This window comes from Streptomyces sp. NPDC006551 (assembly GCF_040611675.1).
Lineage (GTDB): Bacteria > Actinomycetota > Actinomycetes > Streptomycetales > Streptomycetaceae > Streptomyces.
The window spans coordinates 45,163-70,660 of the sequence record NZ_JBEXOT010000002.1; the positions used below are offsets into that span (position 1 = coordinate 45,163).

At 70.9% G+C, this 25,498-nt stretch carries 28 protein-coding genes; 16 read left to right on the plus strand and 12 right to left on the minus strand.

Annotated elements, in window-relative coordinates; genetic code table 11:
- Positions 1–83: 83 nt before the first annotated feature.
- Entirely contained in the window at positions 84–1,379 is a 1,296-nt protein-coding gene (locus ABZY12_RS02785) for a histidine kinase (RefSeq protein WP_356886383.1), read from the plus strand.
- Complete coding sequence (locus ABZY12_RS02790) at positions 1,376–2,077, plus strand: response regulator transcription factor (protein ID WP_356886385.1); 702 nt, start codon at positions 1,376–1,378, stop codon at positions 2,075–2,077. Before ABZY12_RS02785 ends, ABZY12_RS02790 begins: the two co-directional genes overlap by 4 nt.
- 89 nt (positions 2,078–2,166) lie before the next feature.
- On the opposite strand, the gene ABZY12_RS02795 is transcribed toward ABZY12_RS02790, so the two are convergent.
- Together ABZY12_RS02795 and ABZY12_RS02800 are read right to left on the minus strand one after the other, a co-directional pair.
- Entirely contained in the window at positions 2,167–3,027 is an 861-nt protein-coding gene (locus ABZY12_RS02795; RefSeq protein WP_356886387.1) for an ABC transporter permease, read from the minus strand.
- Complete coding sequence (locus ABZY12_RS02800) at positions 3,024–3,950, minus strand: ATP-binding cassette domain-containing protein (RefSeq protein WP_356886389.1); 927 nt, start codon at positions 3,948–3,950, stop codon at positions 3,024–3,026. Before ABZY12_RS02800 ends, ABZY12_RS02795 begins: the two co-directional genes overlap by 4 nt.
- A 133-nt stretch (positions 3,951–4,083) precedes the next feature.
- Between ABZY12_RS02800 and ABZY12_RS02805 the strand changes: the two genes are divergently transcribed.
- Together ABZY12_RS02805 and ABZY12_RS02810 are read left to right on the plus strand one after the other, a co-directional pair.
- On the plus strand, positions 4,084–5,250 hold the full coding sequence (locus tag ABZY12_RS02805; RefSeq protein WP_356886391.1) for a sensor histidine kinase: 1,167 nt from the start codon (positions 4,084–4,086) through the stop codon (positions 5,248–5,250).
- Positions 5,250–5,906 carry a response regulator transcription factor gene (locus ABZY12_RS02810; protein ID WP_356886393.1) on the plus strand — a complete coding sequence of 219 codons (657 nt, stop codon included), beginning with the start codon at positions 5,250–5,252 and terminating at the stop codon, positions 5,904–5,906. The genes ABZY12_RS02805 and ABZY12_RS02810 overlap by 1 nt, the downstream gene beginning before the upstream one ends.
- Before the next feature lie 12 nt (positions 5,907–5,918).
- Here the strand turns inward: ABZY12_RS02810 and ABZY12_RS02815 are convergent, their stop codons facing one another.
- The gene (locus ABZY12_RS02815) at positions 5,919–6,659 is read right to left on the minus strand and encodes a sporulation protein (RefSeq protein ID WP_356886395.1); all 741 of its coding nucleotides are present in this window, start codon (positions 6,657–6,659) and stop codon (positions 5,919–5,921) included.
- 48 nt (positions 6,660–6,707) lie between these two features.
- Here ABZY12_RS02815 and ABZY12_RS02820 point away from each other — a divergent pair, with 48 nt between their 5' ends.
- The 8 genes from ABZY12_RS02820 (at position 6,708) to ABZY12_RS02855 (ending at position 14,162) form a co-directional block, all read left to right on the plus strand.
- Entirely contained in the window at positions 6,708–7,835 is a 1,128-nt protein-coding gene (locus tag ABZY12_RS02820; protein ID WP_356886397.1) for an alpha/beta hydrolase, read from the plus strand.
- Positions 7,836–8,113: 278 nt separating this feature from the next.
- On the plus strand, positions 8,114–8,959 hold the full coding sequence (locus ABZY12_RS02825) for a HipA family kinase (RefSeq protein WP_356886399.1): 846 nt from the start codon (positions 8,114–8,116) through the stop codon (positions 8,957–8,959).
- Positions 8,956–9,339 carry a DUF3037 domain-containing protein gene (locus ABZY12_RS02830; RefSeq protein ID WP_356886401.1) on the plus strand — a complete coding sequence of 128 codons (384 nt, stop codon included), beginning with the start codon at positions 8,956–8,958 and terminating at the stop codon, positions 9,337–9,339. Before ABZY12_RS02825 ends, ABZY12_RS02830 begins: the two co-directional genes overlap by 4 nt.
- Before the next feature lie 166 nt (positions 9,340–9,505).
- Positions 9,506–10,267 carry a 3-oxoacyl-ACP reductase FabG gene (gene fabG / locus ABZY12_RS02835; protein WP_356886403.1) on the plus strand — a complete coding sequence of 254 codons (762 nt, stop codon included), beginning with the start codon at positions 9,506–9,508 and terminating at the stop codon, positions 10,265–10,267.
- Between the two features lie 33 nt (positions 10,268–10,300).
- Positions 10,301–11,068, plus strand: coding sequence for an SDR family oxidoreductase (locus ABZY12_RS02840; RefSeq protein WP_356886405.1), 768 nt, complete (start codon positions 10,301–10,303; stop codon positions 11,066–11,068).
- 148 nt (positions 11,069–11,216) lie between these two features.
- Positions 11,217–12,794: an ABC transporter substrate-binding protein gene (locus ABZY12_RS02845; RefSeq protein ID WP_356886407.1), complete on the plus strand. Its 1,578-nt coding sequence runs from the start codon at positions 11,217–11,219 to the stop codon at positions 12,792–12,794.
- Positions 12,795–12,902: 108 nt separating this feature from the next.
- Positions 12,903–13,586 carry a uracil-DNA glycosylase gene (ung, locus tag ABZY12_RS02850; protein ID WP_356886409.1) on the plus strand — a complete coding sequence of 228 codons (684 nt, stop codon included), beginning with the start codon at positions 12,903–12,905 and terminating at the stop codon, positions 13,584–13,586.
- 105 nt (positions 13,587–13,691) lie between these two features.
- On the plus strand, positions 13,692–14,162 hold the full coding sequence (locus tag ABZY12_RS02855; RefSeq protein ID WP_356886411.1) for a hypothetical protein: 471 nt from the start codon (positions 13,692–13,694) through the stop codon (positions 14,160–14,162).
- Positions 14,163–14,239: 77 nt separating this feature from the next.
- Here the strand turns inward: ABZY12_RS02855 and ABZY12_RS02860 are convergent, their stop codons facing one another.
- The 3 genes from ABZY12_RS02860 to ABZY12_RS02870 form a co-directional block, all read right to left on the minus strand.
- Entirely contained in the window at positions 14,240–14,695 is a 456-nt protein-coding gene (locus ABZY12_RS02860; RefSeq protein ID WP_356886413.1) for a hypothetical protein, read from the minus strand.
- Positions 14,696–14,876: 181 nt separating this feature from the next.
- Positions 14,877–15,338, minus strand: coding sequence for a DinB family protein (locus tag ABZY12_RS02865; protein WP_356886970.1), 462 nt, complete (start codon positions 15,336–15,338; stop codon positions 14,877–14,879).
- Positions 15,339–15,512: 174 nt separating this feature from the next.
- On the minus strand, positions 15,513–16,118 hold the full coding sequence (locus ABZY12_RS02870) for a TetR family transcriptional regulator (RefSeq protein ID WP_356886415.1): 606 nt from the start codon (positions 16,116–16,118) through the stop codon (positions 15,513–15,515).
- Between the two features lie 83 nt (positions 16,119–16,201).
- Between ABZY12_RS02870 and ABZY12_RS02875 the strand changes: the two genes are divergently transcribed.
- Positions 16,202–17,389: an FAD-dependent monooxygenase gene (locus ABZY12_RS02875; protein ID WP_356886417.1), complete on the plus strand. Its 1,188-nt coding sequence runs from the start codon at positions 16,202–16,204 to the stop codon at positions 17,387–17,389.
- A gap of 103 nt (positions 17,390–17,492) precedes the next feature.
- Positions 17,493–18,398 carry a Gfo/Idh/MocA family oxidoreductase gene (locus ABZY12_RS02880; RefSeq protein WP_356886419.1) on the plus strand — a complete coding sequence of 302 codons (906 nt, stop codon included), beginning with the start codon at positions 17,493–17,495 and terminating at the stop codon, positions 18,396–18,398.
- On the opposite strand, the gene lnt is transcribed toward ABZY12_RS02880, so the two are convergent.
- Both lnt and ABZY12_RS02890 read right to left on the minus strand, forming a co-directional pair.
- Positions 18,322–19,947, minus strand: a complete 1,626-nt coding sequence (gene lnt / locus ABZY12_RS02885; RefSeq protein ID WP_356886421.1) for an apolipoprotein N-acyltransferase — start codon at positions 19,945–19,947, stop codon at positions 18,322–18,324. The genes ABZY12_RS02880 and lnt overlap by 77 nt on opposite strands.
- A 194-nt stretch (positions 19,948–20,141) precedes the next feature.
- Positions 20,142–20,579: a nuclear transport factor 2 family protein gene (locus ABZY12_RS02890; protein ID WP_356886422.1), complete on the minus strand. Its 438-nt coding sequence runs from the start codon at positions 20,577–20,579 to the stop codon at positions 20,142–20,144.
- An 81-nt stretch (positions 20,580–20,660) separates the two neighbouring features.
- Between ABZY12_RS02890 and ABZY12_RS02895 the strand changes: the two genes are divergently transcribed.
- Positions 20,661–21,254 carry a flavin reductase family protein gene (locus tag ABZY12_RS02895; RefSeq protein WP_356886424.1) on the plus strand — a complete coding sequence of 198 codons (594 nt, stop codon included), beginning with the start codon at positions 20,661–20,663 and terminating at the stop codon, positions 21,252–21,254.
- Positions 21,255–21,288: 34 nt separating this feature from the next.
- Here the strand turns inward: ABZY12_RS02895 and ABZY12_RS02900 are convergent, their stop codons facing one another.
- From ABZY12_RS02900 to ABZY12_RS02910, 3 genes are all read right to left on the minus strand, one after another.
- Entirely contained in the window at positions 21,289–21,504 is a 216-nt protein-coding gene (locus ABZY12_RS02900; RefSeq protein ID WP_356886426.1) for a hypothetical protein, read from the minus strand.
- A 313-nt stretch (positions 21,505–21,817) separates the two neighbouring features.
- Positions 21,818–22,690, minus strand: a complete 873-nt coding sequence (locus ABZY12_RS02905) for an undecaprenyl-diphosphate phosphatase (RefSeq protein ID WP_356886428.1) — start codon at positions 22,688–22,690, stop codon at positions 21,818–21,820.
- A gap of 151 nt (positions 22,691–22,841) precedes the next feature.
- Positions 22,842–23,351 carry a helix-turn-helix domain-containing protein gene (locus ABZY12_RS02910; RefSeq protein WP_356886430.1) on the minus strand — a complete coding sequence of 170 codons (510 nt, stop codon included), beginning with the start codon at positions 23,349–23,351 and terminating at the stop codon, positions 22,842–22,844.
- Positions 23,352–23,468: 117 nt separating this feature from the next.
- Here ABZY12_RS02910 and ABZY12_RS02915 point away from each other — a divergent pair, with 117 nt between their 5' ends.
- Entirely contained in the window at positions 23,469–24,638 is a 1,170-nt protein-coding gene (locus tag ABZY12_RS02915; RefSeq protein WP_356886432.1) for a thiolase family protein, read from the plus strand.
- A 52-nt stretch (positions 24,639–24,690) separates the two neighbouring features.
- Here the strand turns inward: ABZY12_RS02915 and ABZY12_RS02920 are convergent, their stop codons facing one another.
- Positions 24,691–25,461, minus strand: a complete 771-nt coding sequence (locus tag ABZY12_RS02920; RefSeq protein WP_356886434.1) for a TVP38/TMEM64 family protein — start codon at positions 25,459–25,461, stop codon at positions 24,691–24,693.
- Positions 25,462–25,498: the final 37 nt, after the last annotated feature.

Genomic DNA, 25,498 nt, shown 5'->3' on the forward strand with positions numbered 1-25,498 from the left:
TACCTGAGGAGGAGGACCGGGGGACAATGCCCTGGTCAGGCAGGCGGACGCGGGCCGGGCGCAGACCGCAGCACAATGTGCGGATGGAGACGGAAGACCGGCGCAGCAGGCAGCGACAGTTCATCGAGGCGCTGCGCCCTGAGGCCGGGACCACTCCGCTGTCCAAGCGAGCGGTGCGCGCCGATGTGGTGCTGGCGGTCGTACTGACCGTCATCGCTCTGTTCGTCGCGGTGCGCTTTCCCGGTGACGCGCCGGTGAACATCGACCCGCCCAAGGTCGACATCGGGAACGGGGTCCCGGCCCCGCCGCCGCCCGGACCCGATCAGGCACCCGCGGAGGACGACCTTCCTCCCGTGCCCTGGGCCCCGGTCGTCCTGTCGACGCTGCCGCTGGCGCTCCGGCGCCGTTACCCGCTGGCCGTATTCGCGACGGTGCTGGGCGCGAGCCTGGCCATCGGCAGCTCCGCCTCCTGGATCACCGTCCTGGCCTGTGTCGTCGCTGCCTACAGCGCTGTCGTCCACAGCCGTTACCGGATCATGGCGATCGCTGTCCTGGTGATCGCCGCCGTGCTGTCCGGTTTCGCCTTCCGCGACGCGGACCCCGTGGTCCCAGGGTGGTCCAGCCCGGGATTCGTGCTGCTGGTGGCCGGGATGCTGGCCAGCCTGGTCCGCTTCCTGCAACTGCGGCTGGCGTCCAGTCGGCGCCGGGTCGTCGAACTGCAGGAGGCTCAGGAGCAGGCCATGCGCCGGGCTGTCGAGGAGGAGCGTGCCCGTATCGCCGCCGAACTGCACGACGTCGTGACCCACAATGTGAGCGTGATGGTGATCCAGGCGGGCGCGGCCCGCACAGTGATGGACGTGGCGCCCGAGCAGTCCAAGGAGGCTTTGTTGGCCGTCGAGGCGGGCGGCCGGGCCGCCATGGCCGAACTGCGCCATGTGATGGGCCTGTTGGCAGCCGCAGACCACGCGAAGCCCGACGGCCTGGAGCCCCAGCCTGGGCTCGCGCAGCTCGACGCGCTGGTCGCCCGCGTGCGTGCGGCCGGGACACCCGTGAGCGTCGAGCTGTCGCTGCCGCCGGAACCGCTGCCACCGGGGGTGGACCTCGCGGCGTACCGCGTCGTGCAGGAGGCGCTGACCAACACGATCAAACACGCACGCGGAGCGGAGGCGTCCGTCTCGATCGGCTACACCGACAACAGTCTGCAGATCGAGGTCACGGACACCGGTGGCGCGAAGGAATTCCCACCGGTGGAGAGCAGCGGCCGTGGCCACCTGGGGCTGCGCGAGCGGCTGGCCGTCTATGAGGGCGAGTTGACCGCCGGGCCGACGCACACCGGCGGCTACCGGGTCACGGCCCGCATCCCGCGGAGGGCTCAATGACAGCGAACAGGCCGGCGCTGCGGGCCGTCATCGCAGACGACCAGGCTCTCGTGCGCACCGGCTTCAAGATGATCCTGGCCGCGGACGGCATCGACGTGACAGCCGAGGCGGCTGACGGTGCAGAGGCCGTCGCAGCGGTCCGCCGCACGCGGCCCGACATCGTCCTCATGGACATCCGGATGCCGGAGATGGACGGCATCGAGGCCACCAGGCGCATCCTCGCCGGTGACGGCCCGCAGGAAACCCGCGTCGTCATCCTCACCACATACGACCTCGACCACTACGTCTACACGGCGCTCACGGCCGGCGCCAGCGGCTTCCTGCTCAAGGACGTCAGCCCCGAACACCTGGTCGCCTCCCTACGCCTGGTGCAGTCCGGCGACGCTCTTCTCGCGCCCACGATCACCCGCCGACTGATCGAGCGCTTCGCCCGGCGCGACGAACCGCAGACCATCGCCCCGCACCGTGATCTATCCGGCCTGACCCCGCGTGAACTGGAGGTACTGCGCCTGCTCGCGACGGGCCTCAGCAACGCCGAACTCGCCTCCCGGCTCTACCTGAGCCCGACCACGGTCAAGAGCCACATCGGCCGCATCCTGTCGAAGCTGGACCTGCGCGACCGCGTCCAGGCCGTCGTCTATGCCTACGAGACGGGCCTGATCGCCCCGGGCGGGGGCGCGCAGGACTGGCCCGGCTGATCATGTGCGGAGCCAGATGGCCAGCGCCGCTGCTGTGGCTGCGCCGAGGAAGAACGTAACCGCGCTTGTCGTATCGCGTGGTCATGGGCTCATAGGTCGCGGCGGCGGACGGCGGCCATGGCGATGACTGCTGCGGCGAGGGGCCAGGCCGCGTACGCGATCCACGACCCGCTGATGGTCGCCGGGTAGGGGGCCGATCCGAAGGGGTCGCCCATCTGCACCAGTCGTTCCCACGCACTGCGGGGCAGCGCGTGAAGGATGCCGGACGACCAGCGGTGGCGGTCGTTGAGGAGGAACGGCAGCAGCAGAAGGATGCCGGTGAACGTCACGATGGTGGCAGCGGTGTGCCGGATGAGGGCGCCGAGGCCCATGCCGACGAGCGCGCACACCGGAGCGAGCAGGGCGGACGCCGCGACGGCGCGCAGCGCGCCGGGGTAGTCGAGGGACAGGCCGATGTCCCGACCGGACAGGATGGCCTGTGTCACGCCGAACGAGGTTCCCGCGACGACCGTGCCGTAGACGAGCATGACTGCCGTCACGACGCCCATCTTGGCCGCTACGACCGAGCGGCGGGCAGGGACGGCCGCGAAGGTCGTACGGATCTGCCCGGTGCTGTACTCGCCGACGATCGTGAGGGCGCCGATGCTGCCGGTGACGAGTATCAGGACCATGCAGGCGCCGATGGTGAAGGCGTCCCGCATGGCCCAGATCGGAACGAAGAGGGCTCGGATCCCTTCGTTGTAGGTCGGCCAGTTGTTGTAGTCCGCGACGGCCGCGCTGATGTTGATGGCGATGATGACCAGCGCGCTGACCCCGAAAGCCCATGAGGAGGAGCGCAGCGACCACAGCTTGATCCATTCGGCGGCGAGGAGGTCCCGGAAGCGGGCGCCGGGCTCGGCGGCACGTACGGCGGTGGAGGCGGCCGTCGGCTGTGTGGTGGTCGGGGTCATCGGGGTTCTCCTGCGAGGTATTCGACGCTGTCGGCGGTGAGTTCCATGAATGCCTCCTCCAGTGAGGAGGTGCGGGTGGTCAGCTCAAGGAGCACGATGCGGTGGTGGGAGGCGAGTTCCCCGATGCGGGCCGCGCTCAGGCCGGTCACGGTGAGCAACTCCTCTGCGCCGGCGCCCGTGTCGTCCGGCTGCACCGAAGCGCCCTCGGCTTCGAGCACAGCTGCCAGCGCGGTGGTGTCGGGCGTCCGCACGGTCACGCTCTGGCGGGTGCCGCGGGCCGCGAACTCCGCCACGCTCTCGTCTGCGATCAGCTTGCCCCGGCCGATGACGATCAGGCGCTCGGCGGTGTTCTGCATCTCGCTCATCAGGTGGCTGGAGACGAACACGGTGCGCCCTTCGGCGGCCAGCCGCCTGAACAGTCCACGTACCCACCGCACGCCCTCCGGGTCCAAGCCGTTGACCGGCTCGTCGAACAGCAGCACCGGAGGGTCGCCGAGCAGAGCCGTGGCGATGCCGAGCCGCTGCTTCATGCCCAGGGAGAACCCGCCGATGCGGCGCCGGGCCGCAGGAGCCAGTCCTACCTCCTCAAGGACCTCGTCCACCCGGCGCCGCGGGATACCGTTGCTGCGGGCCAGGGCGGACAGATAGGCCGCTGCGCTGCGACCGCCATGGACGTCATGGGCGTCGAGCAGGGCACCGGCGTGGCGCAGGCCACGCGGGTGGTCCCGGAACAGGTGACCGTCGATGGTGGCGGTGCCGCTGGTGGGTTCGGTCAGGCCGAGGAGCATCCGCAGCGTGGTGCTCTTGCCGGCACCATTGGGACCGAGGAACCCGGTGACGTGCCCGGGGCGCACGGTGAAAGTCAGGCCGTTGACGGCAGTGGCCTTGCCGTATCGCTTGGTCAGTTCGTTGACTTCGATCACCCGGCCAACGGTGCCGGGGAGAGTGTCCGCTCGGCATCGGCCCGTCGGCTGCACTCGTGGGAGGGCTGGTATCCCGTGGGCGTACGCCCACAGGCCAATGTTCCGCCGCTGGTCAGGCGATTACGATCGCTTCATGTCCGCCAAGCCGCGTCCCCTGCTGTCCTGGCACCTGCGGCCGGCCGTGCGGGCGGCCCTGGCCTGGTGCGGGGCCATCGCCTACCCGTTCGCACTGTTCTTCGCGGCACGCGGCACACCTTTCGACTCCCCCGGCTTGCCGTTCGTCTCGGCGGCCGCGGTCACGGTCCTGCCTCTCGGACTGCTGCGCCGCCACCCACTGTCGGCCCTGGCGCCGATGCTCCTCGGTACGTACGTCACGGCGACGACAAGTCCGTTCTGGCAGGTCGTGTATCTGCTGGTTCTGGCGAACGATCTCGCCGTCGGATACATCGTGGCCACGCGGCCTCGCCGCATCGCGGTCACCGCTGCCGCTGCGACGCTCGGCGTACAGGTCGCTTTCGCCGCACGCCTCGGGACCGGGACGGACGGCTTCGCCCGTACGGTCGTGGTCCTCGTTCTCGCGCTCGCCGCCGCCTGGATGACCGGCCATTCGGTTCGCGAACGCCGCGAGCACGCTGCGGCACTGCACTCACAGACCGCCGCCCAGGCCGTCGCCGCCGAACGGCTCCGGATCGCCCGCGAACTGCACGACATGATCGCGCACAGTATCGGCGTCATCGCCATCCAGGCAGGCGTGGGCCGCCGGGTCATCGACACACAGCCGGACGAAGCCCGCAACGCGCTGGCCACCATCGAAGACACCAGCAGGGAAACCCTCGCCGGGCTGCGGCGCACCCTGGGGGCACTACGTCGCGCCGAAGCGGGCCCCGGGCCGGAGGCCGCGCCACGCGAGCCCCCGGGGCTGGGCGATCTCGACCGGCTGGCCGCCTCGACGAGGGACGCGGGCGTCCATGTCGAGGTGCGATGGCTCGGACTACGACACCCCCTGCCCTCCGACATCGACCTCGCCGCCTTCCGGATCGTCCAGGAGGCCCTCACCAACGTCGTACGCCACGCGGACACCCCCGACTGCCGCGTCACCATCGGCTACCAAGACGGCGAACTGACCATCGAGGTAACTGACGACGGCCGCGGCGGCCTCACCTCCGGCACCGGATATGGCATCACCGGAATGAGGGAACGCGTCACCCTGCTACGCGGCCAGTTCACCGCCGGGCCGCGACCCGAGGGTGGCTTTCGCGTGGCGGCCCGGCTCCCCCTCTCCGAAGGAGTACACATCTGATGACGGTCCGCGTCGTGCTCGCCGACGACCAGCCACTGGTCCGCAACGGCCTGCGTGTCCTGATGGCCGACGCCCCCGACATCGACGTCGTGGGAGAGGCCGGAACCGGCGCCGAAGCGGTCCAGTTGGTCCGCGACACCGAGCCCGACGTGGCAGTGATGGACATCCGCATGCCAGGCATGGATGGCATAGAGGCCACCGGGATGATCACGGCATCCGCTGGAGCGACGCGCGTCCTCGTCCTCACCACGTTCGACGACGACGAGTACATCTATGGCGCGCTCCGCGCGGGTGCGAGCGGGTTCCTCGTCAAGGACATGGCACTGGACGACATCCTCGCGGCGATCCGCGTGGTCGCCGCCGGAGACGCCCTGATCGCACCGAGCGTCACGCGCCGCCTGATCGCAGAGTTCGCCGCCCGCCCCGAACCTGCCCCGCATCCACGGCCGGTCGGGAACATCACCGAGCGGGAACGCGAGGTACTGACCCTCGTCGGACGCGGCATGTCCAACAGCGAGATCGCCGCCCATCTCTACATCAGCGTGGCCACAGCGAAGGCACACATAGCGCGGCTACTCACCAAACTCGAAGCCCGCGACCGAGTCCAACTCGTCATCACGGCCTACGAAACAGGCCTCGTAACGCCACATCCGTGAACACCAAGCACCTCATCGTGTTGAAAATCCGGGCCCATGACGGGCCCTCAGCGCCCTTCCCGACCGACCAGTCGGACGCGGACGACGGCGAGCAGCCGTCCGAAATATGACCCACAGCCCGGCTCGCCCTGCCTCTCGCGCGGCGCCGCAGTCGCCTCCGCCTACCACACCCGCCGCTTCACCCTGGTGCCCCGGCTGAAGAAGGCACTGCGGGTGCCCCTTGTCCCTGGCACCCGCGACCGCGACTTCCGTTCGTACACCGAGCTCGATGCCCAGCGGCTGGCCGTGCAGCTCCGTGACCGGCGTCTCCCGCGGCAGACCGATGCCGAACGGCACACTGGACCGCTCGCCCGTCGAGAGGCGGAAGTTGCCGCCGAGGGTGAACCGGCCGAAGGTGACCATGCCCTCGGACTCGTCGTCGCCAATCCTCGCCCTGGGTCCGCGCGACCAGTTCCAGGGCGATCTGGTTGATGACGACGTCGCTGGTGCGCCGCCCCCCTGAAGACGAACCTGTCCGCCGAGACTCCCGCCGGGCTGTACCGCACCAGGGTCGAGGACCGTGTCCACCGTTGGCCCGCCAGCGCCGAGCGAGCGGGATTGTTCGCCTCGGGCGGCGGCAGAGGTGCTGCGGCCGACACCTGAGGGCCAGCGGGGGTCGCCCGTAGACGTAGCCCCACGGTTGTATGCCCGGGCCACTGGGACGGAGCCACGGGCGGATGGCAAAGCCCATACCCATCCGTAGCGTTCAGGCATCCGGTCGTGACGCGCGTGTCGCGATCAGCCGTCGACAGAAGGAAGTCAATGAAACGCGCATTTCTCGTAGGCGCGACGATCGCCGTGGCACTGGCCGGCAGCGTGTGCGGTGGAACCGCCCATGCGGACATACCCGTCGCGAAAGCGTCCGTGCCCGCCCTCGCGCTCCCCGAACCCACGGGGAACCATCCGGTCGGGATGACCACCATGCACCTGGAGGACGAGGGCAGGGCCGATCCGTGGGTGCCGACGGAAGACCGGGAGCTGATGGTCTCCCTCTGGTACCCGGCCACGAAGCCCTCGCGCACGCCCGCGTCGTACATGACCACCGCGGAGTCCAGGAAGTACGGCGAGTCCACCGGACTGGGTCTGCCGCCGGACCTGTTCGCCACCGTCGCCACCCATGCGACCGTGGAAGCCGAGCCCGTGAGGGTACGCGGCGGGCTGCCCCTGGTCGTCCTGTCGCCGGGCTTCGGGATGCCGCGCGCCACCCTGAGCGGGCTCGCCGAGGAACTGGCCGGCCGGGGCTATGCCGTCGCCGGGATCGGTCACAACTTCGAGGCCCATGGCACCACTTTCCCCGACGGTCACACGACCGCTTGCGTGGCGTGCGAGAACACGGACTTCCCCAGGGTCGGGGCCGTCCGCGCCCAGGACGTCTCCTTCGTGCTCGACGAGCTCACGGGAGAGCACTCGGCCTGGAAGGGAGGTGCGCTCATCGACAAGGGGCGCATAGCCATGGTCGGACACTCGGCCGGCGGCTTCAGCACGATCCCGGCCATGCTGCGGGATCCGCGCGTCAAAGCGGGGGCCAACATGGACGGCAACTTCCGATTCCCCAACGACGCACCCCTGAACCGGCCCGTCCTGATGCTGGGCAAGCCCAGTCACGTACCCGGCGGTCAGGACCCGACCTGGGACCAGACCTGGCACGAACTCACCGGATGGAAACGCTGGGTGAGCGTCGACGACACCGAGCACCTCTCCTTCACCGACCTGGCGCCGCTCGCCAAGCAGCTCGGCAGTCCGCTCCAACAGCTCGACGGTGACCGCGTCGACACCATCACCCGCAGCTATGTCGCCGCGTTCCTCGACACGCACCTGCGCGGTCGGAACGCGCCGCTGCTGGACGGACCGTCCGTGCAGCACCCGGAGGTCCGGTTCCACGCACCGTAGTCGGGTCGGTACGGACGGCGCCCCTCGCGATGGGGACCCTCCCCGTACCAGCCGTGCCATCCCCTGCCCACAGCATCTCAGTGAGCGGGCGGGGTGGCGCGGTGACCGAAGTGCTCCTGCTGCTTCCGGCCCTGGTCCTCACGCTGGCGTGCGTGGTGTTCGTCGCGGCCGAGTTCTCCCCAGATTCTCCCCAGGGCTCATCGGCGCGATAGCTCAGGTGGCGCGGCGTCACCTATTTCCGTGGATTTCGAGGGGGGCAGGCCGTATAGCCTGGCGAAATGCTTACAGAAGTGACAGCGACCCGCTATGTCACGCCCCTGCGTGAGGGCGGTTCGCTCCCGGGCATCGTCGAGGCCGACGATCTCGGTACGTACGTCATGAAGTTCACCGGCGCCGGGCAGGGTCGCAAGACCCTCGTGGCCGAGGTCATCTGCGGACAGCTCGCCCGTCGGCTCGGGCTGCGCGTGCCCGAGCTCGTCACGATTCAGCTCGATCCCGTCATCGGCCTGTCCGAGCCCGATCAGGAGGTGCAGGAGCTGCTCAAGGCGAGTGGTGGCCTCAACCTCGGGATGGACTATCTGCCCGGCTCCCTCGGGTTCGACCCGCTGGCGTACGAGGTGGACCCGAAGGAGGCCGGGAAGGTCGTCTGGTTCGACGCCGTGATCAACAACGTCGACCGGTCCTGGCGGAACCCGAACTTGCTCGTCTGGCACGGCGACGTATGGCTGATCGACCACGGCGCCACCATGATCTGGCACCACAACTGGCCCGGCGCCGAGGCGTCCGCCGCCAAGCCGTACGACGCGTCCGACCACGCGCTCGCGCCGTACGGCCCCGATGTCGCATCCGCCGCCGCCGAACTCGCGCCGCTGGTCACCCGGGAGCTCCTCGACGAGGTCGCCGCCGACGTCCCCGACGAGTGGCTGGTCGACGAGCCCGGCTTCGACACGACCGACGCGCTGCGCCGCGCCTACGTGGAGGCGCTGCTTCCGCGCGCCGCGACGATCCACGAGCGGATCACCCTCGGGCCGCCCACCCGGCGCAAGCCCTCGCAGGTGCCCGGCTGGCTGGCCGACCGCCTTCCCCCTCGGCCGCACCCCACGCAGAAGGACCGCACCACGTGACCGACCGCGATGTCTTCGAGTACGCCGTGCTGCGCGTGGTGCCCCGTGTCGAGCGGGGCGAGTTCTTCAACGCGGGCGTGGTGGTCTACTGCCGTGCCAAGTCCTTTGTCGCCGCGCGTACGCATCTCGACGAGAACAAGCTGACCGCGCTCGACCCGGATGCCGACGTCGTCGGTGTGCGGGCGGCGCTGCACGGTGTCGAGGGGGTGTGCCTGGGCGGCGACGACGCGGGTCAGGCGGCGCGCGACGACGCCGGGCGCCGCTTCCGCTGGCTCATCGCGCCGCGCTCCACGGTGGTCCAGCCCGGCCCCGTGCACACCGGCCTGACCGCCGACCCGGAAGCCGAGGTCGAAAGGCTGCTCGATCTCCTCGTGCGCTGAGCGGCGGCGTGGAACCGTGGAGTGAGCGGGTGCACCCGGTGGGCCGTTGACACCGGGTGCCAGTGCTTCTAGCGTCTCGTCTGCGGAAGGTACTAAGCGGTCGCTCATGTGCGGACCGCGGCGTGGGCCGCAGACCAGGGATGATCCAAGGGCGAGGAGAATCAGCATGTCCACCACCGAGCAGCGCGTAGCCGTCGTCACCGGCGCGGCGCGGGGCATTGGCGCCGCGACCGCGGTACGGCTGGCCGCGGAAGGCCGCGCCGTCGCCGTACTCGACCTCGACGAGGCTGCCTGCAAGGACACCGTAGAGAAGATCACCGCCGCGGGCGGCACCGCCATCGCCGTCGGCTGCGACGTCTCCGACAGCGCCCAGGTGGAGGCGGCCGTCGCGCGGGTCGCCGGCGAGCTCGGCGCGCCGACGATCCTCGTCAACAACGCCGGCGTGCTCCGCGACAACCTGCTCTTCAAGATGTCGGAGTCCGACTGGGACACCGTCATGAACGTGCACCTCAAGGGCGCGTTCCTGATGGCCAAGGCCTGCCAGAAGCACATGGTGGACGCGGGCTTCGGCCGAATCGTCTCGCTGTCCTCCTCCTCGGCGCTCGGCAACCGCGGTCAGGCCAACTACTCCGCCGTGAAGGCCGGTCTGCAGGGCTTCACCAAGACCCTCGCCAAGGAGCTCGGCAAGTTCGGCATCACCGCCAACGCCGTCGCTCCCGGCTTCATCGTCACCGAGATGACCGCGCAGACCGCCGAGCGCGTCGGCATGGGCTTCGAGGAGTTCCAGGCCGCCGCGGCCTCGATGATCCCGGTCCAGCGCGTCGGCAAGCCGGACGACATCGCCAACGCCATCGCCTTCTTCACGGGTGACGACGCCGGATTCGTCTCCGGCCAGGTCCTGTACGTGGCCGGCGGCCCGCTCAACTGACGCACCGACGCGCGAGCGGAAAAGGAGACGTACATGAGCACCAAGGAACTTCCCGAGCTCTCCGGCAAGGTCGCCCTGGTGACCGGAGCCAGTCGGGGCATCGGTTACGGCGTGGCCGAGGCGCTGGTCGCCCGCGGCGACCGGGTCGTCATCACCGGACGCGGCGAGGAGGCCCTCAAGGAGGCCGTGGAGCGCCTCGGCGCCGACCGGGTGGTAGGCGTGCCGGGCAAGGCCCATGACGAGGCCCACCAGGCCGCCGCGGTCGCGGCGGCGATGGACGCCTTCGGCCGGGTCGACTTCCTGGTCAACAACGCCGGCACGAATCCGGTCTTCGGGCCGATCGCCGAGCTCGATCTGAATGTGGCCCGCAAGGTCTACGAGACCAATGTGATCTCCGCGCTCGGATTCGCCCAGCAGACCTGGCGCGCCTGGCAGAAGGACCACGGCGGGGCGATCGTGAACATCGCCTCCGTCGCCGCCATCTCCGCCTCGCCGTTCATCGGCGCGTACGGAATGAGCAAGGCGGCCATGGTCAATCTGACCCTCCAGCTGGCACACGAATTCGCGCCGGTCGTGCGGGTCAACGCGATCGCCCCGGCCGTCGTGAAGACCAAGTTCGCCCAGGCCCTCTACGAGGGCAGGGAGGCGGAGGCGGCGGCGGCGTACCCGCTCGGCCGGCTCGGCGTCCCCGAGGACATCGGCGGGGCTGCCGCCTTCCTCACCTCCGGCCAGTCGGACTGGATCACTGGCCAGACCCTCGTGGTCGACGGCGGGATTTTCCTGAACGCCGGAGTCGGGTGACCGATATCCGGACACTTTCCGGAATGACTGTCCGGATTGGCCCCGGTTGCACGTCGAATGCCTCAAGTGCCCCGCCCGGGTCGAACATTGACCTGGCGGGGTGCTGCGGTAAGGTCGGCCGACCCATGGCTGAACGAGGAGCGTGCACGTGTTCAACCGGACCAGTCTGCAGGCCGCTGCAGCCCTTGCGTCCATATCCCTGGTATCCGGATGCAGCCTGTTTTCGGACGGTGAATCCGCCGGGGAGCAGAGAATCGTCGTCGGTACGACGAGTTCTCCCACCACGCTTGATCCAGCCGCTGCCTGGGACAATTCCTGGGAGTTGTTCCGGAATGTCTTCCAGACGCTGGTGAGCTTCCCGACCGGCAGCACGACTCCGCAGCCCGACGCCGCCAACTGCGAATTCAAGGACACGGCCAGCCGTATCTTCGAGTGCAAGCTCGTCGAAGGCCTCACATTCTCGAACGGGCACAAACTGGACGCCAAGGCCGTCCAGTACTCCATCGAACGCATCCGGAAGATCGACGTCGACGGCGGCCCCAGCGGCATGCTCGGCTCCCTCGACAAGATCGAGGTCGCGGACGACCGCACGGTGGTCTTCCGGCTGAACAAGCCCGACGCGACCTTCCCCTTCATCCTCGCCACGCCCGCCATGTCGCTCGTGGACCCGGCCGAGTACCCCGCCGACAAGCTCCGCGAGGACGGCAAGCTGGTGGGCTCCGGCCCCTACGTCCTCGACGAGTACGAGGAGGGCGAGAAGGCGGAGCTGACGAAGAACCCCACCTACAAGGGCTTCGCCGACTCCAAGAACGGCGGCGTGACCATCCGGTACTTCAAGGAGTCCGAGCCGATGGTCGCCGCGCTGAAGGCGAAGGAGATCGACGCCACCTACCGCGGTCTGACCGCGGCGGAGGTCGTCGACCTGCAGGCCAACAAGGACGAGAACAAGGGCCTCCAGCTGATCGAGTCGACCGGCGCCGACATCCGCTACCTCGTCTTCAACGCCCAGGACCCGTCGGTCGCCAAGGCCCCCGTCCGCAAGGCGATCGCCCAGCTCGTGGACCGCGACGAACTCGTCGCGAAGGTGTACCAGGGCACGGCCGAGCCGCTGTACTCCATGGTCCCCAAGGGCATCGCCGGCCACACCACCGAGTTCTTCGACCGCTTCGGCGAGCCCAGCGTCAGCAAGGCCCGCGCCATCCTGAAGGACGCCGGGATCACCGAGCCCGTGGCCCTGGACTTCTGGTTCACCACCGACCGGTACGGCTCCTCCACGGCGCCGGAGTTCGCCGAGCTCAAGCGGCAGCTGGAGGCGTCCGGCCTCTTCAAGGTCACCCTGCACAGCAAGCCCTGGAAGGAGTTCCAGACGGGCTACCAGAAGGGCCAGTACCCGGTCTTCGGTCGCGGCTGGTTCCCCGACTTCCCGGACCCGGACAACTTCGTCGCCCCGTTCGTGGGCAAGCAGAACGTGCTGGGAACGCCGTACGTGCGTCCCGAGATCACCGACCAGCTGCTCCCGAAGTCCCGTCGCGAGAGCGACCGCGGGGCGGCCACGGACGAGTTCAAGAAGGCCCAGGAACTCATGGTGGAGGACGTCCGGCTGCTGCCCCTGTGGCAGGGCAAGCTCTACATCGCGGCCAGCGAGGACATCGGCGGCGCGGAGCGCGCGCTCGACCCGCAGACCGTCATGCAGATGTGGGAGCTCAGCCGCAGGGCGAGCTGGTAGGAGGCCGTCCCGCCGGGAGCCGGCGGGGCGCCCGCCCGTGGGCGTTGTCAGTGGCCCCCGGTAGGTTCTGTGATCGTAGAGATACCGGCCTACCGGAGGTTGTTGAACGTGACCGACACCGACATGCTGCCCGAGTCCTGGCGCGACGTCCTCGGTGAGGAGCTGCAGAAGCCCTACTTCAAGCAGCTCACCGAGTTCGTCGAGGAGGAGCGGGCCAAGGGGCCGGTCTATCCGCCGCGCGAGGAGGTCTTCGCCGCCCTGGCGGCGACGCCGTACGACAAGGTCAAGGTCCTGATCCTCGGCCAGGACCCGTACCACGGCGAGGGGCAGGGGCACGGCCTCTGCTTCTCCGTACGGCCGGGTGTGAAGACCCCGCCCTCGCTGCGCAACATCTACAAGGAGATGAAGGAGGAGCTCGGACACCCCGTGCCGGACAACGGCTATCTGATGCCGTGGGCCGAGCAGGGCGTCCTGCTGCTCAACGCGGTCCTCACCGTCCGGGCCGGCGAGGCCAACTCGCACAAGGGCCAGGGCTGGGAGAAGTTCACGGACGCGGTGATCAGCGCGGTGGCCTCGCGGAAGGACCCGGCGGTCTTCGTCCTGTGGGGGAACTACGCGCAGAAGAAGCTCCCGCTGATCGACGACGAGCGTCATGTGGTGGTGAAGGGCGCGCACCCCTCGCCGCTGTCGGCGAAGAAGTTCTTCGGTTCCCGCCCCTTCACCCAGATCGACGCGGCGATCGCGGCCCAGGGCCACGAGCCGATCGACTGGCGGATCCCGGACCTGGGCTGAGCCCGCCCGGCTGACAGGCTCGGGGCCCCGCCCGAGCCTGTGCCGGATCGGTGGCGGCTGCGGCTAGCGTCGGGTTCTCGGGACCGAGAGTGCGCGGAGGCCGCAGTGACGGAGCAGCAGCAGGTGTCGGACGACGGCGTCATGACCAGGATCGGGCAGACGATGATGCTGCTCCACGGCGGGGACCGCGAGGAGGCGCGGAACCGTTTCGGGCAGCTGTGGGAACAGATCGGCCCGGACGGCGACCCCCTGCACCGCTGCACCCTCGCGCACTACATGGCCGATGCGCAGGACGACCCCGACGCCGAACTGGCCTGGGATCTGCGGGCCCTGCTGGCGGCCGAGGGGCTGGGGGAGGAACGGCCGGCGCATGACTCGGCGGCCGCGCTGCGAGCCCTGTACCCCTCGCTCCATCTCAATCTCGCCGCCGACTATGTGAAGCTGCGGCGGCCCGACGCGGCGCGGGTCCATCTGGACCGGGCCCGCGCGGCATCGGCCGCCCTCGACGACGACGGTTACGGCAACGGGGTGCGCGCCGCGATCGCACGCCTGGAGACGCGGCTCGGTTCGGGATGAGGGCAGCGTGCGGCCGGCGGAGGGTCGGAGGCCGCACGTCGGGGGCGGGGTGAGGGAGCGACCGTACGTTCGCGGGGTCAGTGACCGTGCGTACCCCTGCAGATCTTCGCCTCGTGGCTGTCGGGCCGCCAGCCGCCGTACCGCTCGCCCAGGTCGCAGACGTCACCGCGGGAGTGGGGCGGCTCCGGCCGCTTGGGCGGCTTCGGCGGCTTGGGCGGTTTGATGCCCTTGTCTCTCTTCTGCTTCGGTACGGACGAGGGACGTTCGCCGTCCTTCCGCGCGTCGGACCCCGTCTCCTGCCTCCGCTCCCCGGAACCGGCGCGCGGCGCCGGCGGTTGGGGGGCGGGGAGCGCCGCTTCGAGGGCCTCACGGGCCGGCCCCTGGACGATCTGCGGCGCCACGTCCTGGGTGGGGCGGCTGATCTCCGGGGGTCGTTCGGGGGCCGGTGGCGGCGACTCCACCGAGACACAGCCGGAGAGGGCGGCGACCGCCATCCCGACCAGGACCTTCGCTGTGGTTCTCGTTCCATGCACCCGCGCAACTCTGCTGGCCGGGCGGTGATCTTCGCGCCCCTACTCGCCAGGAATGCCCCGCACGGGTGACGCGTGACCCGGGGCGAACGTCCGAGGGCGGTCGAACGCCCGCCGACCTGGGTCAGTCGCCGGTAGACCTCCTGCCGGGCTCAGTCGCCGGTCAGCCGCCCGCCGCCCGGGCTCAGTCGCCGGTCGCTCCGTCGATCCGCTCGCGCAGCAGATCGGCGTGGCCGTTGTGACGGGCGTACTCCTCGATCATGTGGGTGTAGATCCAGCGCAGGTTGAACCGCTCGCCGCCGCGGGACTTCCGGGCGCTCAGGTCGTCGAGGCCGTGGGCCGCCGCGATCGCGCGGGCACGCTCGATCTCCTCCCGCCAGGTGGTGTGCGCCTCCTGCCAGGTGTCGGCCTCGGTGACGTGGATGTCACCGTCCGGGTCCTCCTTCGTGCTGTAGATCCGGGTGGTCTCCTCCCCGGCCAGCGTCCGGCGGAACCAGCCGCGTTCGACCTCGGCCATGTGACGGACGAGGCCGAGCAGACTGAGGTCCGAGGGAGGTGCCGAGGCCGTGCGCAGCCGGGCGTCGTCGAGTCCCTCGCACTTCATGGCGAGCGTCCCGCGGTGGTACTCCAGCCAGCCCTCCAGCATCTCGCGTTCGCCCGCGGTGGTCGACGGCACGCTGCGTTCGGTGGTCCGGATGCGTTCGGTGGTCTCGGCGCTGTCGTCGCTCTCGGCGACTTCGGTGCTTCCGGTGCGGTCCACAGTGGTCATGCGGGCATCGTCGCCGACGATCGTGCGCGGTGTCAGGGACTTCGGCCCGGTTCACCCGCCGAGCATGCCGCGGAGCAACTCCTTGAATCCCCTCCGCAGTTCCTCGCGGCTCGGTACGGAGGAGTGGAACGACCCGGCGGCGCAGGAGAACATCAGCCCCTCGCACCAGGCGATCAGGGACAGCGCGTGCCGCTCGGGTTCGGGCGAGCCGGCGTTCCCCATCATCGCGATCAGCGGGCCGTGGAACACCGAGCCCGCCGAGTCGAAGAAGCGGCGCAGCTCAGGGCGGCGCGTGGCCTCCAGGGCGAGTTCGTAACGGGAGACGAGCAGCGCCCGGTGGTCGGTGAGATAGCGGTGCAGGGCCAGGGAGAGAGCGTCGACCAGGGCGTCCGCGTCGGCCCCGGCGGCCGGCATCTCGTGCGGGGTGAGGACTCCCGCCTCCAGCTGGACCTGGCGCCGTACGGCCGTTTCGAGCAACGCCTGACGGGTCCGGGCATGGTTCGAGGTGGACCCCTGGGGGAGTCCCGCCTTCTCGTCCACGGCGCGATGGGTGAGCCCGCGCATCCCCCGTTCGACGAGCAGCTCGAGCGCGGCGTCGCCGATCAGCGCCGCGCGGGAGGACGTCGGGGAGGTCGCTTCGGGAGTGCGTGCGGTCATGTGCACAACTTATCCACCACGCTCACTACAGCTGTAGTACGGTGAGAGGTGTCACTACAGATGTAGTAGCGAGGGGAGAAGCCATGGAACAGCACCGTGCCGTCGTCGTGGGAGCCGGCATCGGCGGACTCACCGCCGCCGTCGCCCTCCACCAGCGGGGCTGGGACGTCACCGTCCTGGAACGCGCCGCCGCCCTCACCCCCGTCGGGGCCGGCATCGGCCTCGCCCCCAACGCCCAGCGCGCCCTGGACGTCATCGGCCTGGGCGACCGGGTCCGCGAACTGTCCGCCTGGCAGGGCGACGGAGGCATGCGCGCCCCCGACGGCCGCTGGCTCGCCCGCACCAGCGCCAAGGCCGCCGCGGAACGCTTCGGCGGACCGCTCGTCCTGCTCCACCGCGCCACCCTCGTCGAGATCCTCACCTCCGCCCTCCCCGACGGCGTCGTACGCACCGGGGTCACCGCGTCCCTCGCCGACCCGGGGGACGACCGGCGGCCCGCCGTCGTCCGCACCCCCGAGGGGGACGTCGAGGCCGAACTGGTCCTCGGCGCCGACGGCATCCACTCCGGCGTCCGCCGCGCCCTCTTCCCCGATCACCGCGGCCTCACGTACTCCGGCTTCACCACCTGGCGGGTCGTCGTACCCGCCCCAGGCCGCCCGTTCGCCCCGCACGAGACCTGGGGAGCCGGCCGACTCTGGGGCACCCAGCCCCTCAAGGACGGCCGGATCTACGCGTACGCCATGGCCGCCGCGCCCGCCGGCGCCCACGCCCCCGACGACGAGAAGGCCGAACTCCTCCGGCTCTTCGGCGACTGGCACCACCCGGTCCCCGACATCCTCGCCGCCACCGAACCCGACGGTGTCCTGCGCCACGACGTGCACCACATGGCACAGCCGCTGCCCGCGTTCCACCACGGCCGGGTCGCGCTCCTCGGCGACGCCGCCCACGCCATGCAGCCCACCCTCGGCCAGGGTGGCAACCAGGCCATCGAGGACGCCGTCGTCCTCGCCCACCACGCCGGACGGACACTCCCGCCGAGCCGCGCCCTCGCCGCGTACACCGCCGACCGGCTGCCCCGCACCACGGCGATCGTCCGCAAGGCCGCGCGCACCGGCCGGCTCACCCTGCTCTCCGCCCGGCCCGCCGTCGCCGTGCGCGACGCGCTCATCAGCGCCGTCTCCCACTTCGGACCCGGTCTCGTCCTGCGCGGTTTCGACGGCATCGCCGACTGGAGGCCGCCGGATCACTTGGACGGGCCCCGCGTATGCTGACCTGCGCGAACGGCACATCCCTCACCGTCAGCGGCACGACGACAACGGCCAACGGAACACCGGGGCCCGTCGGACCGCGCCTCACCCAGCGCTAGGAGATCCCGTGAAGGTCGGCTGCATCGGACTCGGCGACATCGCGCAGAAGGCCTATCTCCCCGTCCTCGCCGCCCTTCCCGGGGTCGAGCTCCATCTGCAGACGCGTACCTCTGCGACCCTGGCGCGGGTCGCCGACGCCCACCACGTGCCCGCCGCCCGCCGTCACGGCGACCTCGACTCGCTGCTCGCCGCGGGCATCGACGCCGCCTTCGTCCACGCCCCGACCGCCGTCCACGCCGAGATCGCCACCCGGCTCCTCGAAGCCGGCGTGGCGACCTATGTCGACAAGCCGCTGGCCTACGAGTACGCGGACTCCGAAGCGATCGTGGAGCTGGCCGAGAAGCGGGGCGTCAGCCTGGCCGTCGGCTTCAACCGCCGTCTGGCACCGGCGTACGCGCAGTGCCTCGATCACCCGCGGGACCTGATCCTCATGCAGAAGAACCGGATCGGGCTGCCCGAGGACCCGCGCACCCTCGTCCTCGACGACTTCATCCACGTCGTCGACACCCTGCGCTTCCTGCTGCCCGGAGAGGTGGAGCACACGGACGTACGGGCTCGCGTCCGCGACGGACTGATGCACCACGTCGTGCTCCAGCTCTCCGGCGACGGTTTCACCGCCATCGGCATGATGAACCGGATGAACGGTTCCACCGAGGAGATCCTGGAGGTCTCCGGGCAGGACACCAAGCGCCAGGTCCTCAACATCTCCGACGTCGTGGACCACAAGGGGCAGCCGACGATCCGCCGACGCGGGGACTGGGTCCCGGTCGCCCGCCAGCGCGGCATCGAACAGGCCGTGGTCGCCTTCCTCGACGCCGTACGGGCGGGCAGGCGGCTCAGCGCACGGGACGCGCTGCTGACCCACGCGCTGTGCGAGCGCGTGGTACGAGAGTCCCTGACGCAGGCTTCCTGAGCGAGCCCATGCCCTCGGCGGCACAGAGCACGGCGAGGACCGCGAGCGCGCCCCACAACGGCCAGTCGCCGTGGCGCGCGTACCCGGTGGTGGTCCGGGACAGCGGCAACTCGTGGACGACGGCGGCGCTCCGGTCGGTCGACAGGGGCGCGCCGATGCGCCGGCCGTCGGGGCCGTAGACCGCGCTGACGCCGGTCAGTGTCGCGTGCACCACCGGACGGCCGGTCTCCGCCGCCCGCAGCGCCGCCAGCGACGCGTGCTGGGCGGGCGCCCAGCTGTCCTGGAAGGTCGAGGTCGCCGACTGCGCGATCAGCAGCTCGGATCCCTCGCGGGTCAGCCGACGGCTCATGTCGGGGAACGCCGACTCGAAGCAGACGAGGGGGCCGATCCGCAGAGCCGGACGGCCGTCGTCGGCCGGCAGGGTCATCACCACCGGGGCGGTGCCCCGTCGGCGGTCCTCGCCCGCCGCCTTGCCGACCGACGTCACCCAGCCGAGCACCGACCGGGCCGGGATGTACTCACCGAACGGCACGAGCCGCATCTTGTCGTAGCGGTCTCCGGTCGGACCGTTCTCCCCGATCAGGACACCGCTCTTGAAGATGCCCGGCCGGTCCGAGCGGCGGGCGTCCACATTGACCAGGATCGGTGCGTCCACCGCGCGGGCGAGCGCGGTCAGCCGGGCGGCGAGGTCGGGGCGGGCGGTCAGATCGGCGCCTACACTGCTCTCGCCCCAGACGACCAGGTCGAGGCCCCGGCCCGCGAGCCCTCGCGTGAGCTCCTCACCACGGGCGAATCTCCGCTCGGCGCCACCGGAGCCGTCGAACACCCCGGGCTGGACGACGGCGACCCGCACCGTCCCCTGCTCGTGTGGTGGGCCGACGCCCCACCACACCACACCCAGGGTGAGGGCACACACGACGAGCCCGACGAGGGCGGTCAGACGTGTGGACGCGGCCGACACCAGAAGGACCACCGCTGTGTTCACCGCCACCACCAGCAGGGTCACCAGCCAGACACCGCCGACGGAGGCGAGCCGCAGGGCGGGTGCCACCTGCCACTGGCTGGCGCCGAGCAGCCCCCAGGGCCCGCCCAACCCCTCCCAGGACCGGACGAGTTCGATCAGCAGCCAGCCGGAGGGCAGGACGAGGAGAGCGGCGGCGCGCGGACCCGGGGGGCCGTCCCCGAGCATCGCACGCGCCAGCCACCCCCAGGGCACCCACAACAGCCCGAGCAGAGCGGCCAGTACGAGAATGAAGACGTGCAGGCTCGGCATCAGCCAGTGGTGCACGGCCAGCGTGAAGCCGATGCCGCCCAGCCAGCCCTCCAGGCCGGCCCGGCGCGCGGTCGGAGCCGTACGGAGCAGCAGCAGCCACGGGACGAGTGCGACGTAGGCGAGCCACCAGAGGGCGGGCGCGGGGAAGGCGAGCGCGGGCACGGCCCCGAAGACGACGGCGAGCGCGGCGCGTGCGGCGGAACGGCGGGACGCCCGCGGGGGGCGGGGCGGGGCACCGGAGGCGGTCCCCCACCCGTTGGGGTCGGGTTCCCCCATCCCGGGTTCCCGGGCCGCGCCGTCGGCGCCGTATGGGCCGGGTTCCCGCCGGCCGGAGTCGCGGACCTGCGGACGGGGGCCGGGTCCTGACCCGGCCCCGGCCCCTTCGGGGCGGCGCCGGCCGAACGGAATCCGCATCCCACGCCTCCAGGTCCCGCGCCTTCGGGTGTCGCCTCCAGTGTGCGCGTGCGGCGCTACGGCCGGCGCCATTTCTCGCGTACGACCACCGAACGGAGTCGCCAGCCCGCGTCCGTACGCAGCAGGCCGAAGGTGTACCGGCCGCCGCACACGAAGTCCTCGCCGGACTCGAACCGCATCGGGTTCACATAGTCGGCGCGCACGTCCGCGCTGTCGCCCGGATACCCGCCGAGGTCCTGGATGCGGACGCGCCGGTTCACGATGAGGTGCTGGCGTACGGGAAAGAGCCGCATCGTCTCGGCGAGCCAGTCGGCGACCTCGGCGGCGGGGCCCTCGACGCCGCCCGACCCGCGGTAGTCGGCGCGGCCGTCACGGGTGAACAACGCCCGGTAGCCCGCCCAGTCGGAGTCGTCCACGGCCACCGCGTACCCGGTGACGAGGTCGTCGATGGCCAGCCGGTCCATCACGGTCGCGAGATCCACGCGCTGTGTCATCGGCTCAGTGTCGGGCAGGGAGTGCCGCGGGGCCAGGGGCCGTGCGGCGGGGCATGGCCGGATCGCGGTCATACTTTCGGGATGCGCATCGACATCGACCCCGGCCTCAGCGACCGGAACACCTTCTACCGGCTCCTCACCGCCACCGTCGTGCCCCGGCCGATCGCCTGGGTCTCGACGACCTCCGCGGACGGCGTCGACAACCTCGCCCCGCACTCCTTCTTCACCATCTCGTCGGTGACGCCGCCGGTCGTCCAGTTCACCTCGGTGGGGCGCAAGGACTCGCTGCGCAATGTCGAGGACACCGGCGCGTTCGTGGTGAACCTGGCGCCCGAACCGCTCTTCGAGCGGATCAACGCCACGGCGACCGACTTTCCACGTGGAACGAGCGAGTTCGACGTGTGCGGGGTGGAGCGCGAGCCGAGCCTGCGGGTGAAGCCTCCCCGGGTGGCGCAGGCGCCGGTGGCCCTGGAGTGCGAGCTGCACAGCACGCTGCGGATCGGCGACTCGACGGTCGTCTTCGGCCGGGTGGTGCACGCGGCGGTGGACGAGGCGGTGATGGTCGACGGCCACCCCGAGATCACCCTGATGCGGCCGCTGACCCGGCTCGGCAAGAACGAATGGGGGACGCTGGGCGGCATCCGCGAGATCGCCCGCGTGCCGTACACCCCGTAGATCCGCCGTGGGCCCGCCGTCGAAGGGACAGGCTTCAGGCGGCTTCCCAGCGGTGCGGGCGGCCGCCGCGCCACTCCACCAGGTGCGGGTCGTCCAGGATCATGTCGGCGTCCTCGAGCCCCGCGCGGCGCAGGAACTCGACGAGGTCGGTGTCGTTGTCCGCGAGGCCCACGATCTGCCCGCGCACGGTGACGCGCCGGCCGCCGCCGGGGGAGGGGCGGTGCACGACGATGGGTGGTTGCCAGGCCATGGTTCCAGGGTGCGACGGGCGCCCGGAGACCGCCTGGTGGCGCGGTGCGTTCCGTTCGCACCGGGTGTGAAAGGAACGCGTCGAACGGTGTCGCGCACACCCTCGCCGCCACGGGTGCCCGGCGGGAGGATCGTCAGGTCCGTTCGGGCGGGGCGCGCGCACCTGAAACAGAGCCGCCGGGAAGTCCCCCGAGTCCGGCGACCCGTCCCGATCCGGCGCGCGGCCCGGCTCCCGCCCGAACGGACCCCGACCGCTCTTCGTAGGGGCGGAAGGGGCTGAGCACGCGGCGCGGTCGGAGTGGCCGGAGCGGGTGTCAGCCCGCCGACTCGCCCGCGTGGGGGCTGAGGACGTCCGTGCCCACGAGGATGAAGAGCAGGATGCCGAGCAGGATCCGGTAGACCACGAACGGCATGAAGCTCTTGGTCGTGATGAACTTCATGAACCACGCGATGACGGCGTAGCCGACGACGAACGCGATGACCGTCGCGAAGATCGTCGGGCCCCAGGAGACGTGGCCCTCGCCCGCGTCCTTCAGCTCGAAGACGCCGGAGGCGAGTACGGCGGGGATGGCGAGCAGGAACGAGTACCGGGCCGCCGCCTCGCGGGTGTAGCCCATGAGCAGACCGCCGGAGATCGTCGCGCCCGAGCGGGAGACGCCCGGGATCAGCGCCATCGCCTGGCAGAGGCCGTAGATCAGGCCGTCCCGCACGCCGAGGTCCTGGAGCGTCTTGCGCTCGCGGATCGCGCGGTGGCGTCCGCCGATCTCGTCGCGGGCCGCCAGCCGGTCCGCCACGCCGAGGACGATGCCCATCACGATGAGGGTCGTGGCGATCAGCCGCAGATCACGGAACGGGCCCTCGATCTGGTCCTTGAACGTGACGCCCAGAACGCCGATGGGGATGGAGCCGACGATGACGAGCCAGCCCATCTGGGCGTCGTGGTCGCGGCGCATCGACTTGTCGCGCAGCGAGCGGAACCAGGCCGAGACGATCCGCGCGATGTCCTTGCGGAAGTAGATCAGGACGGCGGTCTCCGTGCCGATCTGGGTGATCGCGGTGAAGGCCGCGCCCGGGTCGTGCCAGCCCGCGAACGCCGCGGTGAGGCGGAGATGCGCGCTGGAGGAGATGGGAAGGAACTCCGTCAGCCCCTGGACGAGTCCGAGGATGAATGATTCGAACCAACTCATGGGGCTAGGGCCGTCCCGAATGTGCTCGTGCGGTCAGAAGAGATCGGGCCGAGGCCGCCACGCGGGTGACGCCACGAGCCCGCGGCGGTCGGATCGGAGATCCACCGCCGGTCGCTGCGCAGCGTACCGCCCTCAGGTGACGGGGCCGATCTCAGGTCTCCGAGGCGCTGTGCGGGGCCCTGTCCGCGGAGGTCCGCGCGGGGTCGTCCGACGGGCCCGTCGTCGTCCAGCCCGGAGCCCGCACGTGTGGGGTCAGACTCGCGGTGTCCGCCTCGCCGCCGCAGCAGGCGCAGACGACCCGGGGGCTGAGAACCTCACCGCAGCTGTGCTCCAGGAGCACCGGCCGGTGCTCCTTGTTCAGGTGCCGGTCGCCCCAGGCCATCAGAGTCAGCAGCACGGGCTGCAGCTCCTCACCGGCCGGTGTGGCCCGGTACTCGAAGCGTCGAGGGCGGTCGCTGTACGGCACCCTCTCCAGGATTCCGGCCTCCACCAGGCGCTTCAGACGGCTGGTCAGGATGTCGCGCGGGGCCCCGGTGTTGCGGGCGATCCGGTCGAAGCGGCGCACGCCGAGCGAGATCTCGCGCAGCACCAGCAGGGAGTACTTCTCGCCGACGAGGGCGAGGGCGTCGGCGATCGAGCAGGGGCGGGGGGCGGCCTTCATGCGCCCCAGCCTAAGGCAGGAAAGAGAGAGGGTTTGATATTCCAACCCACTGGGCTATGTTACTGACAAGTGTTGGTTCGGTTTTCCAACTCATCTGGTGATCGAGGAGCCGTCATCATGCGCGACGCCGTCATCGTCGAAGCAGTCCGCACGCCCATAGGGAAGGGAAAGGCCACCGGCGCGCTGTCCCAGGTCCATCCCGTCGCCCTGCTCTCCCACACCCTCACGGCGCTGATCGAGCGCGCGGGCATCGACCCGGGCCTCGTCGACGACGTCATCGGCGGCACCGTCGACCAGGTCGGCGAGCAGGCCATGAACACCACCCGGTACGCCTGGCTGGGCGCCGGCTTCCCCGACTCGGTGCCCGCCACCACCGTCGACCGGCAGTGCGGCTCGTCCCAGCAGGCCGTGCACTTCGCCGCCCAGGGCGTGATCTCGGGCGCGTACGACATCGCGATCGCCTGCGGGGTCGAGTCGATGAGCCGGGTCCCGATGTGGTCGAACGTGCCGGCGGGCGCGGACCCGTTCGGCCCGGGGGTCGCCGAGCGCTACCCGGAGGGGCTGGTCCCGCAGGGGATCAGCGCCGAGCTGATCGCCGCGAAGTGGTCCATCGGACGCGAGGCCATGGACGAGTTCGCCGCCGCCTCGCACGCCAAGGCGGCGCGAAGCTGGGAGGGCGGGCTCTTCGACGCGGAGGTCGCCCCGTACGGCGACGTCCACCGCGACGAGTCCGTGCGGCCCTCGACCACGACCGAGGTCCTGGCCGGACTGCGGCCCGCCTTCCAGGACCCGGTCTTCGCCGAGCGCTTCCCGCAGATCGACTGGTCGGTGACGGCGGGGAACAGCAGCCCCACGAACGACGGCGCCTCGGCGGTGCTCGTCATGGCGGCGGAGACCGCGCGGCGGCTCGGGCTGCGCCCGCTCGCCCGGCTGCACAGCTTCGCCGTGACCGGCTCCGACCCGCTGCTCATGCTGACCGGAGTCGTCCCCGCGACGGAGAAGGTGCTGAGGCGGGCGGGCCTCGGCCTGGACGACATCGATCTCTTCGAGGTCAACGAGGCCTTCGCGAGCGTGGTGCTCGCGTGGCAGCAGGAGACCGGCGCGGACCCGGCCAAGGTCAACGTCCACGGCGGCGCGATCGCGCTCGGCCATCCGCTCGGCGCCAGCGGCACCCGCCTGACCACCACACTCGTCCACGCCCTGCGCGCCCGCGGTGCGCGCTACGGCCTCCAGACGATGTGCGAGGCGGGGGGCCTGGCCAACGCGATGATCGTCGAGGCGCTCTGAGCCCACGGGCCCGGCGGGTGGTGGTGGGCGACTCCCGGCAGCCCAGGGGCGATTACCGGTGCTCCGCCGCGCCCGCCCCCGCGAGAGCGCGCTCCGGCGCGGGTCCGGAAGGAGCTTCGCCCGTCGCGCGCAGGCCATGGCGCTTGCGCCAGGCGACGACCGCCGCTACCAGGCCGGAGACGACGATGAACCCCATCGAGATCAGGAAGGCGGGCGAGGTCGGGGAGCCGGCCTCGCTGCCCGCCACCACGTACGCCGCCGTGTTCGGGATCGACCCGAGCCCGGTGGCGAGGAGGAACGGCGCGTAGCCCATACGGGAGACCGCCGCGCAGTAGTTGGCGGCGGCGAACGGCACTCCGGGGAAGAGGCGGATCGCCAGCATCGAGCGGAACCCGTGCCGGCTCAACTGCCCGTCCGCCGCCTTCAGCCAGCGGCCCCGCACCAACGGCCGCAACGCGTCCTGCCCCAGCACCCGCCCGAGCGTGAACGAGATCCCGGCCCCCAGGACCGTCCCCGCCACCGCCGCCATCAGCCCCGCCTGGGTGCCGAAGAGCGCGCCCGCCGCCAGGTTCAGGATCGGCCGGGGTACGAACGCGGCCGTGCACAGCCCGTACGCGAGACCGAACAGCACCACCGCCCCCGCGCCGCTCACCTGCGGCGGCCAGCCCGTGGCGAGCAGGCGCTGTGGCTCGTACAGCACCACCGTCGTGGCCGCGCTCAGCAGCAGAACGGCGAGCAGGGAGAGCCGCGACCAGGGCGAGAGCAGGGCCCGGGAGCAGCGAAGAGCGAGAGAGCCCGGCGGCCGGGTGACGGGGTCGAGCATCCGGGGAGACTAACCGACAAGCACATGTGATCGCCGT

Bases quoted from the DNA above. Each gene is read 5' to 3' on its own strand.
- ABZY12_RS02890 (WP_356886422.1), bottom strand. From the start codon at position 20,579: ATGACACAGCGCGTGGATCTCGCGACCGTGATGGACCGGCTGGCCATC.
- ABZY12_RS02825 (WP_356886399.1), top strand. From the start codon at position 8,114: ATGCTTACAGAAGTGACAGCGACCCGCTATGTCACGCCCCTGCGTGAG.
- lnt (WP_356886421.1), bottom strand. From the start codon at position 19,947: ATGGGGGAACCCGACCCCAACGGGTGGGGGACCGCCTCCGGTGCCCCG.
- ABZY12_RS02815 (WP_356886395.1), bottom strand. From the start codon at position 6,659: ATGCCTGAACGCTACGGATGGGTATGGGCTTTGCCATCCGCCCGTGGC.
- ABZY12_RS02840 (WP_356886405.1), top strand. From the start codon at position 10,301: ATGAGCACCAAGGAACTTCCCGAGCTCTCCGGCAAGGTCGCCCTGGTG.
- ABZY12_RS02790 (WP_356886385.1), top strand. From the start codon at position 1,376: ATGACAGCGAACAGGCCGGCGCTGCGGGCCGTCATCGCAGACGACCAG.
- ABZY12_RS02905 (WP_356886428.1), bottom strand. From the start codon at position 22,690: ATGAGTTGGTTCGAATCATTCATCCTCGGACTCGTCCAGGGGCTGACG.
- ABZY12_RS02785 (WP_356886383.1), top strand. From the start codon at position 84: ATGGAGACGGAAGACCGGCGCAGCAGGCAGCGACAGTTCATCGAGGCG.
- ABZY12_RS02875 (WP_356886417.1), top strand. From the start codon at position 16,202: ATGGAACAGCACCGTGCCGTCGTCGTGGGAGCCGGCATCGGCGGACTC.
- ABZY12_RS02900 (WP_356886426.1), bottom strand. From the start codon at position 21,504: ATGGCCTGGCAACCACCCATCGTCGTGCACCGCCCCTCCCCCGGCGGC.
- ABZY12_RS02870 (WP_356886415.1), bottom strand. From the start codon at position 16,118: ATGACCGCACGCACTCCCGAAGCGACCTCCCCGACGTCCTCCCGCGCG.
- ABZY12_RS02810 (WP_356886393.1), top strand. From the start codon at position 5,250: ATGACGGTCCGCGTCGTGCTCGCCGACGACCAGCCACTGGTCCGCAAC.
- ABZY12_RS02910 (WP_356886430.1), bottom strand. From the start codon at position 23,351: ATGAAGGCCGCCCCCCGCCCCTGCTCGATCGCCGACGCCCTCGCCCTC.
- fabG (WP_356886403.1), top strand. From the start codon at position 9,506: ATGTCCACCACCGAGCAGCGCGTAGCCGTCGTCACCGGCGCGGCGCGG.
- ABZY12_RS02895 (WP_356886424.1), top strand. From the start codon at position 20,661: ATGCGCATCGACATCGACCCCGGCCTCAGCGACCGGAACACCTTCTAC.
- ABZY12_RS02795 (WP_356886387.1), bottom strand. From the start codon at position 3,027: ATGACCCCGACCACCACACAGCCGACGGCCGCCTCCACCGCCGTACGT.
- ABZY12_RS02915 (WP_356886432.1), top strand. From the start codon at position 23,469: ATGCGCGACGCCGTCATCGTCGAAGCAGTCCGCACGCCCATAGGGAAG.
- ABZY12_RS02820 (WP_356886397.1), top strand. From the start codon at position 6,708: ATGAAACGCGCATTTCTCGTAGGCGCGACGATCGCCGTGGCACTGGCC.
- ABZY12_RS02865 (WP_356886970.1), bottom strand. From the start codon at position 15,338: ATGCTGGAGGGCTGGCTGGAGTACCACCGCGGGACGCTCGCCATGAAG.
- ABZY12_RS02805 (WP_356886391.1), top strand. From the start codon at position 4,084: ATGTCCGCCAAGCCGCGTCCCCTGCTGTCCTGGCACCTGCGGCCGGCC.
- ABZY12_RS02920 (WP_356886434.1), bottom strand. From the start codon at position 25,461: ATGCTCGACCCCGTCACCCGGCCGCCGGGCTCTCTCGCTCTTCGCTGC.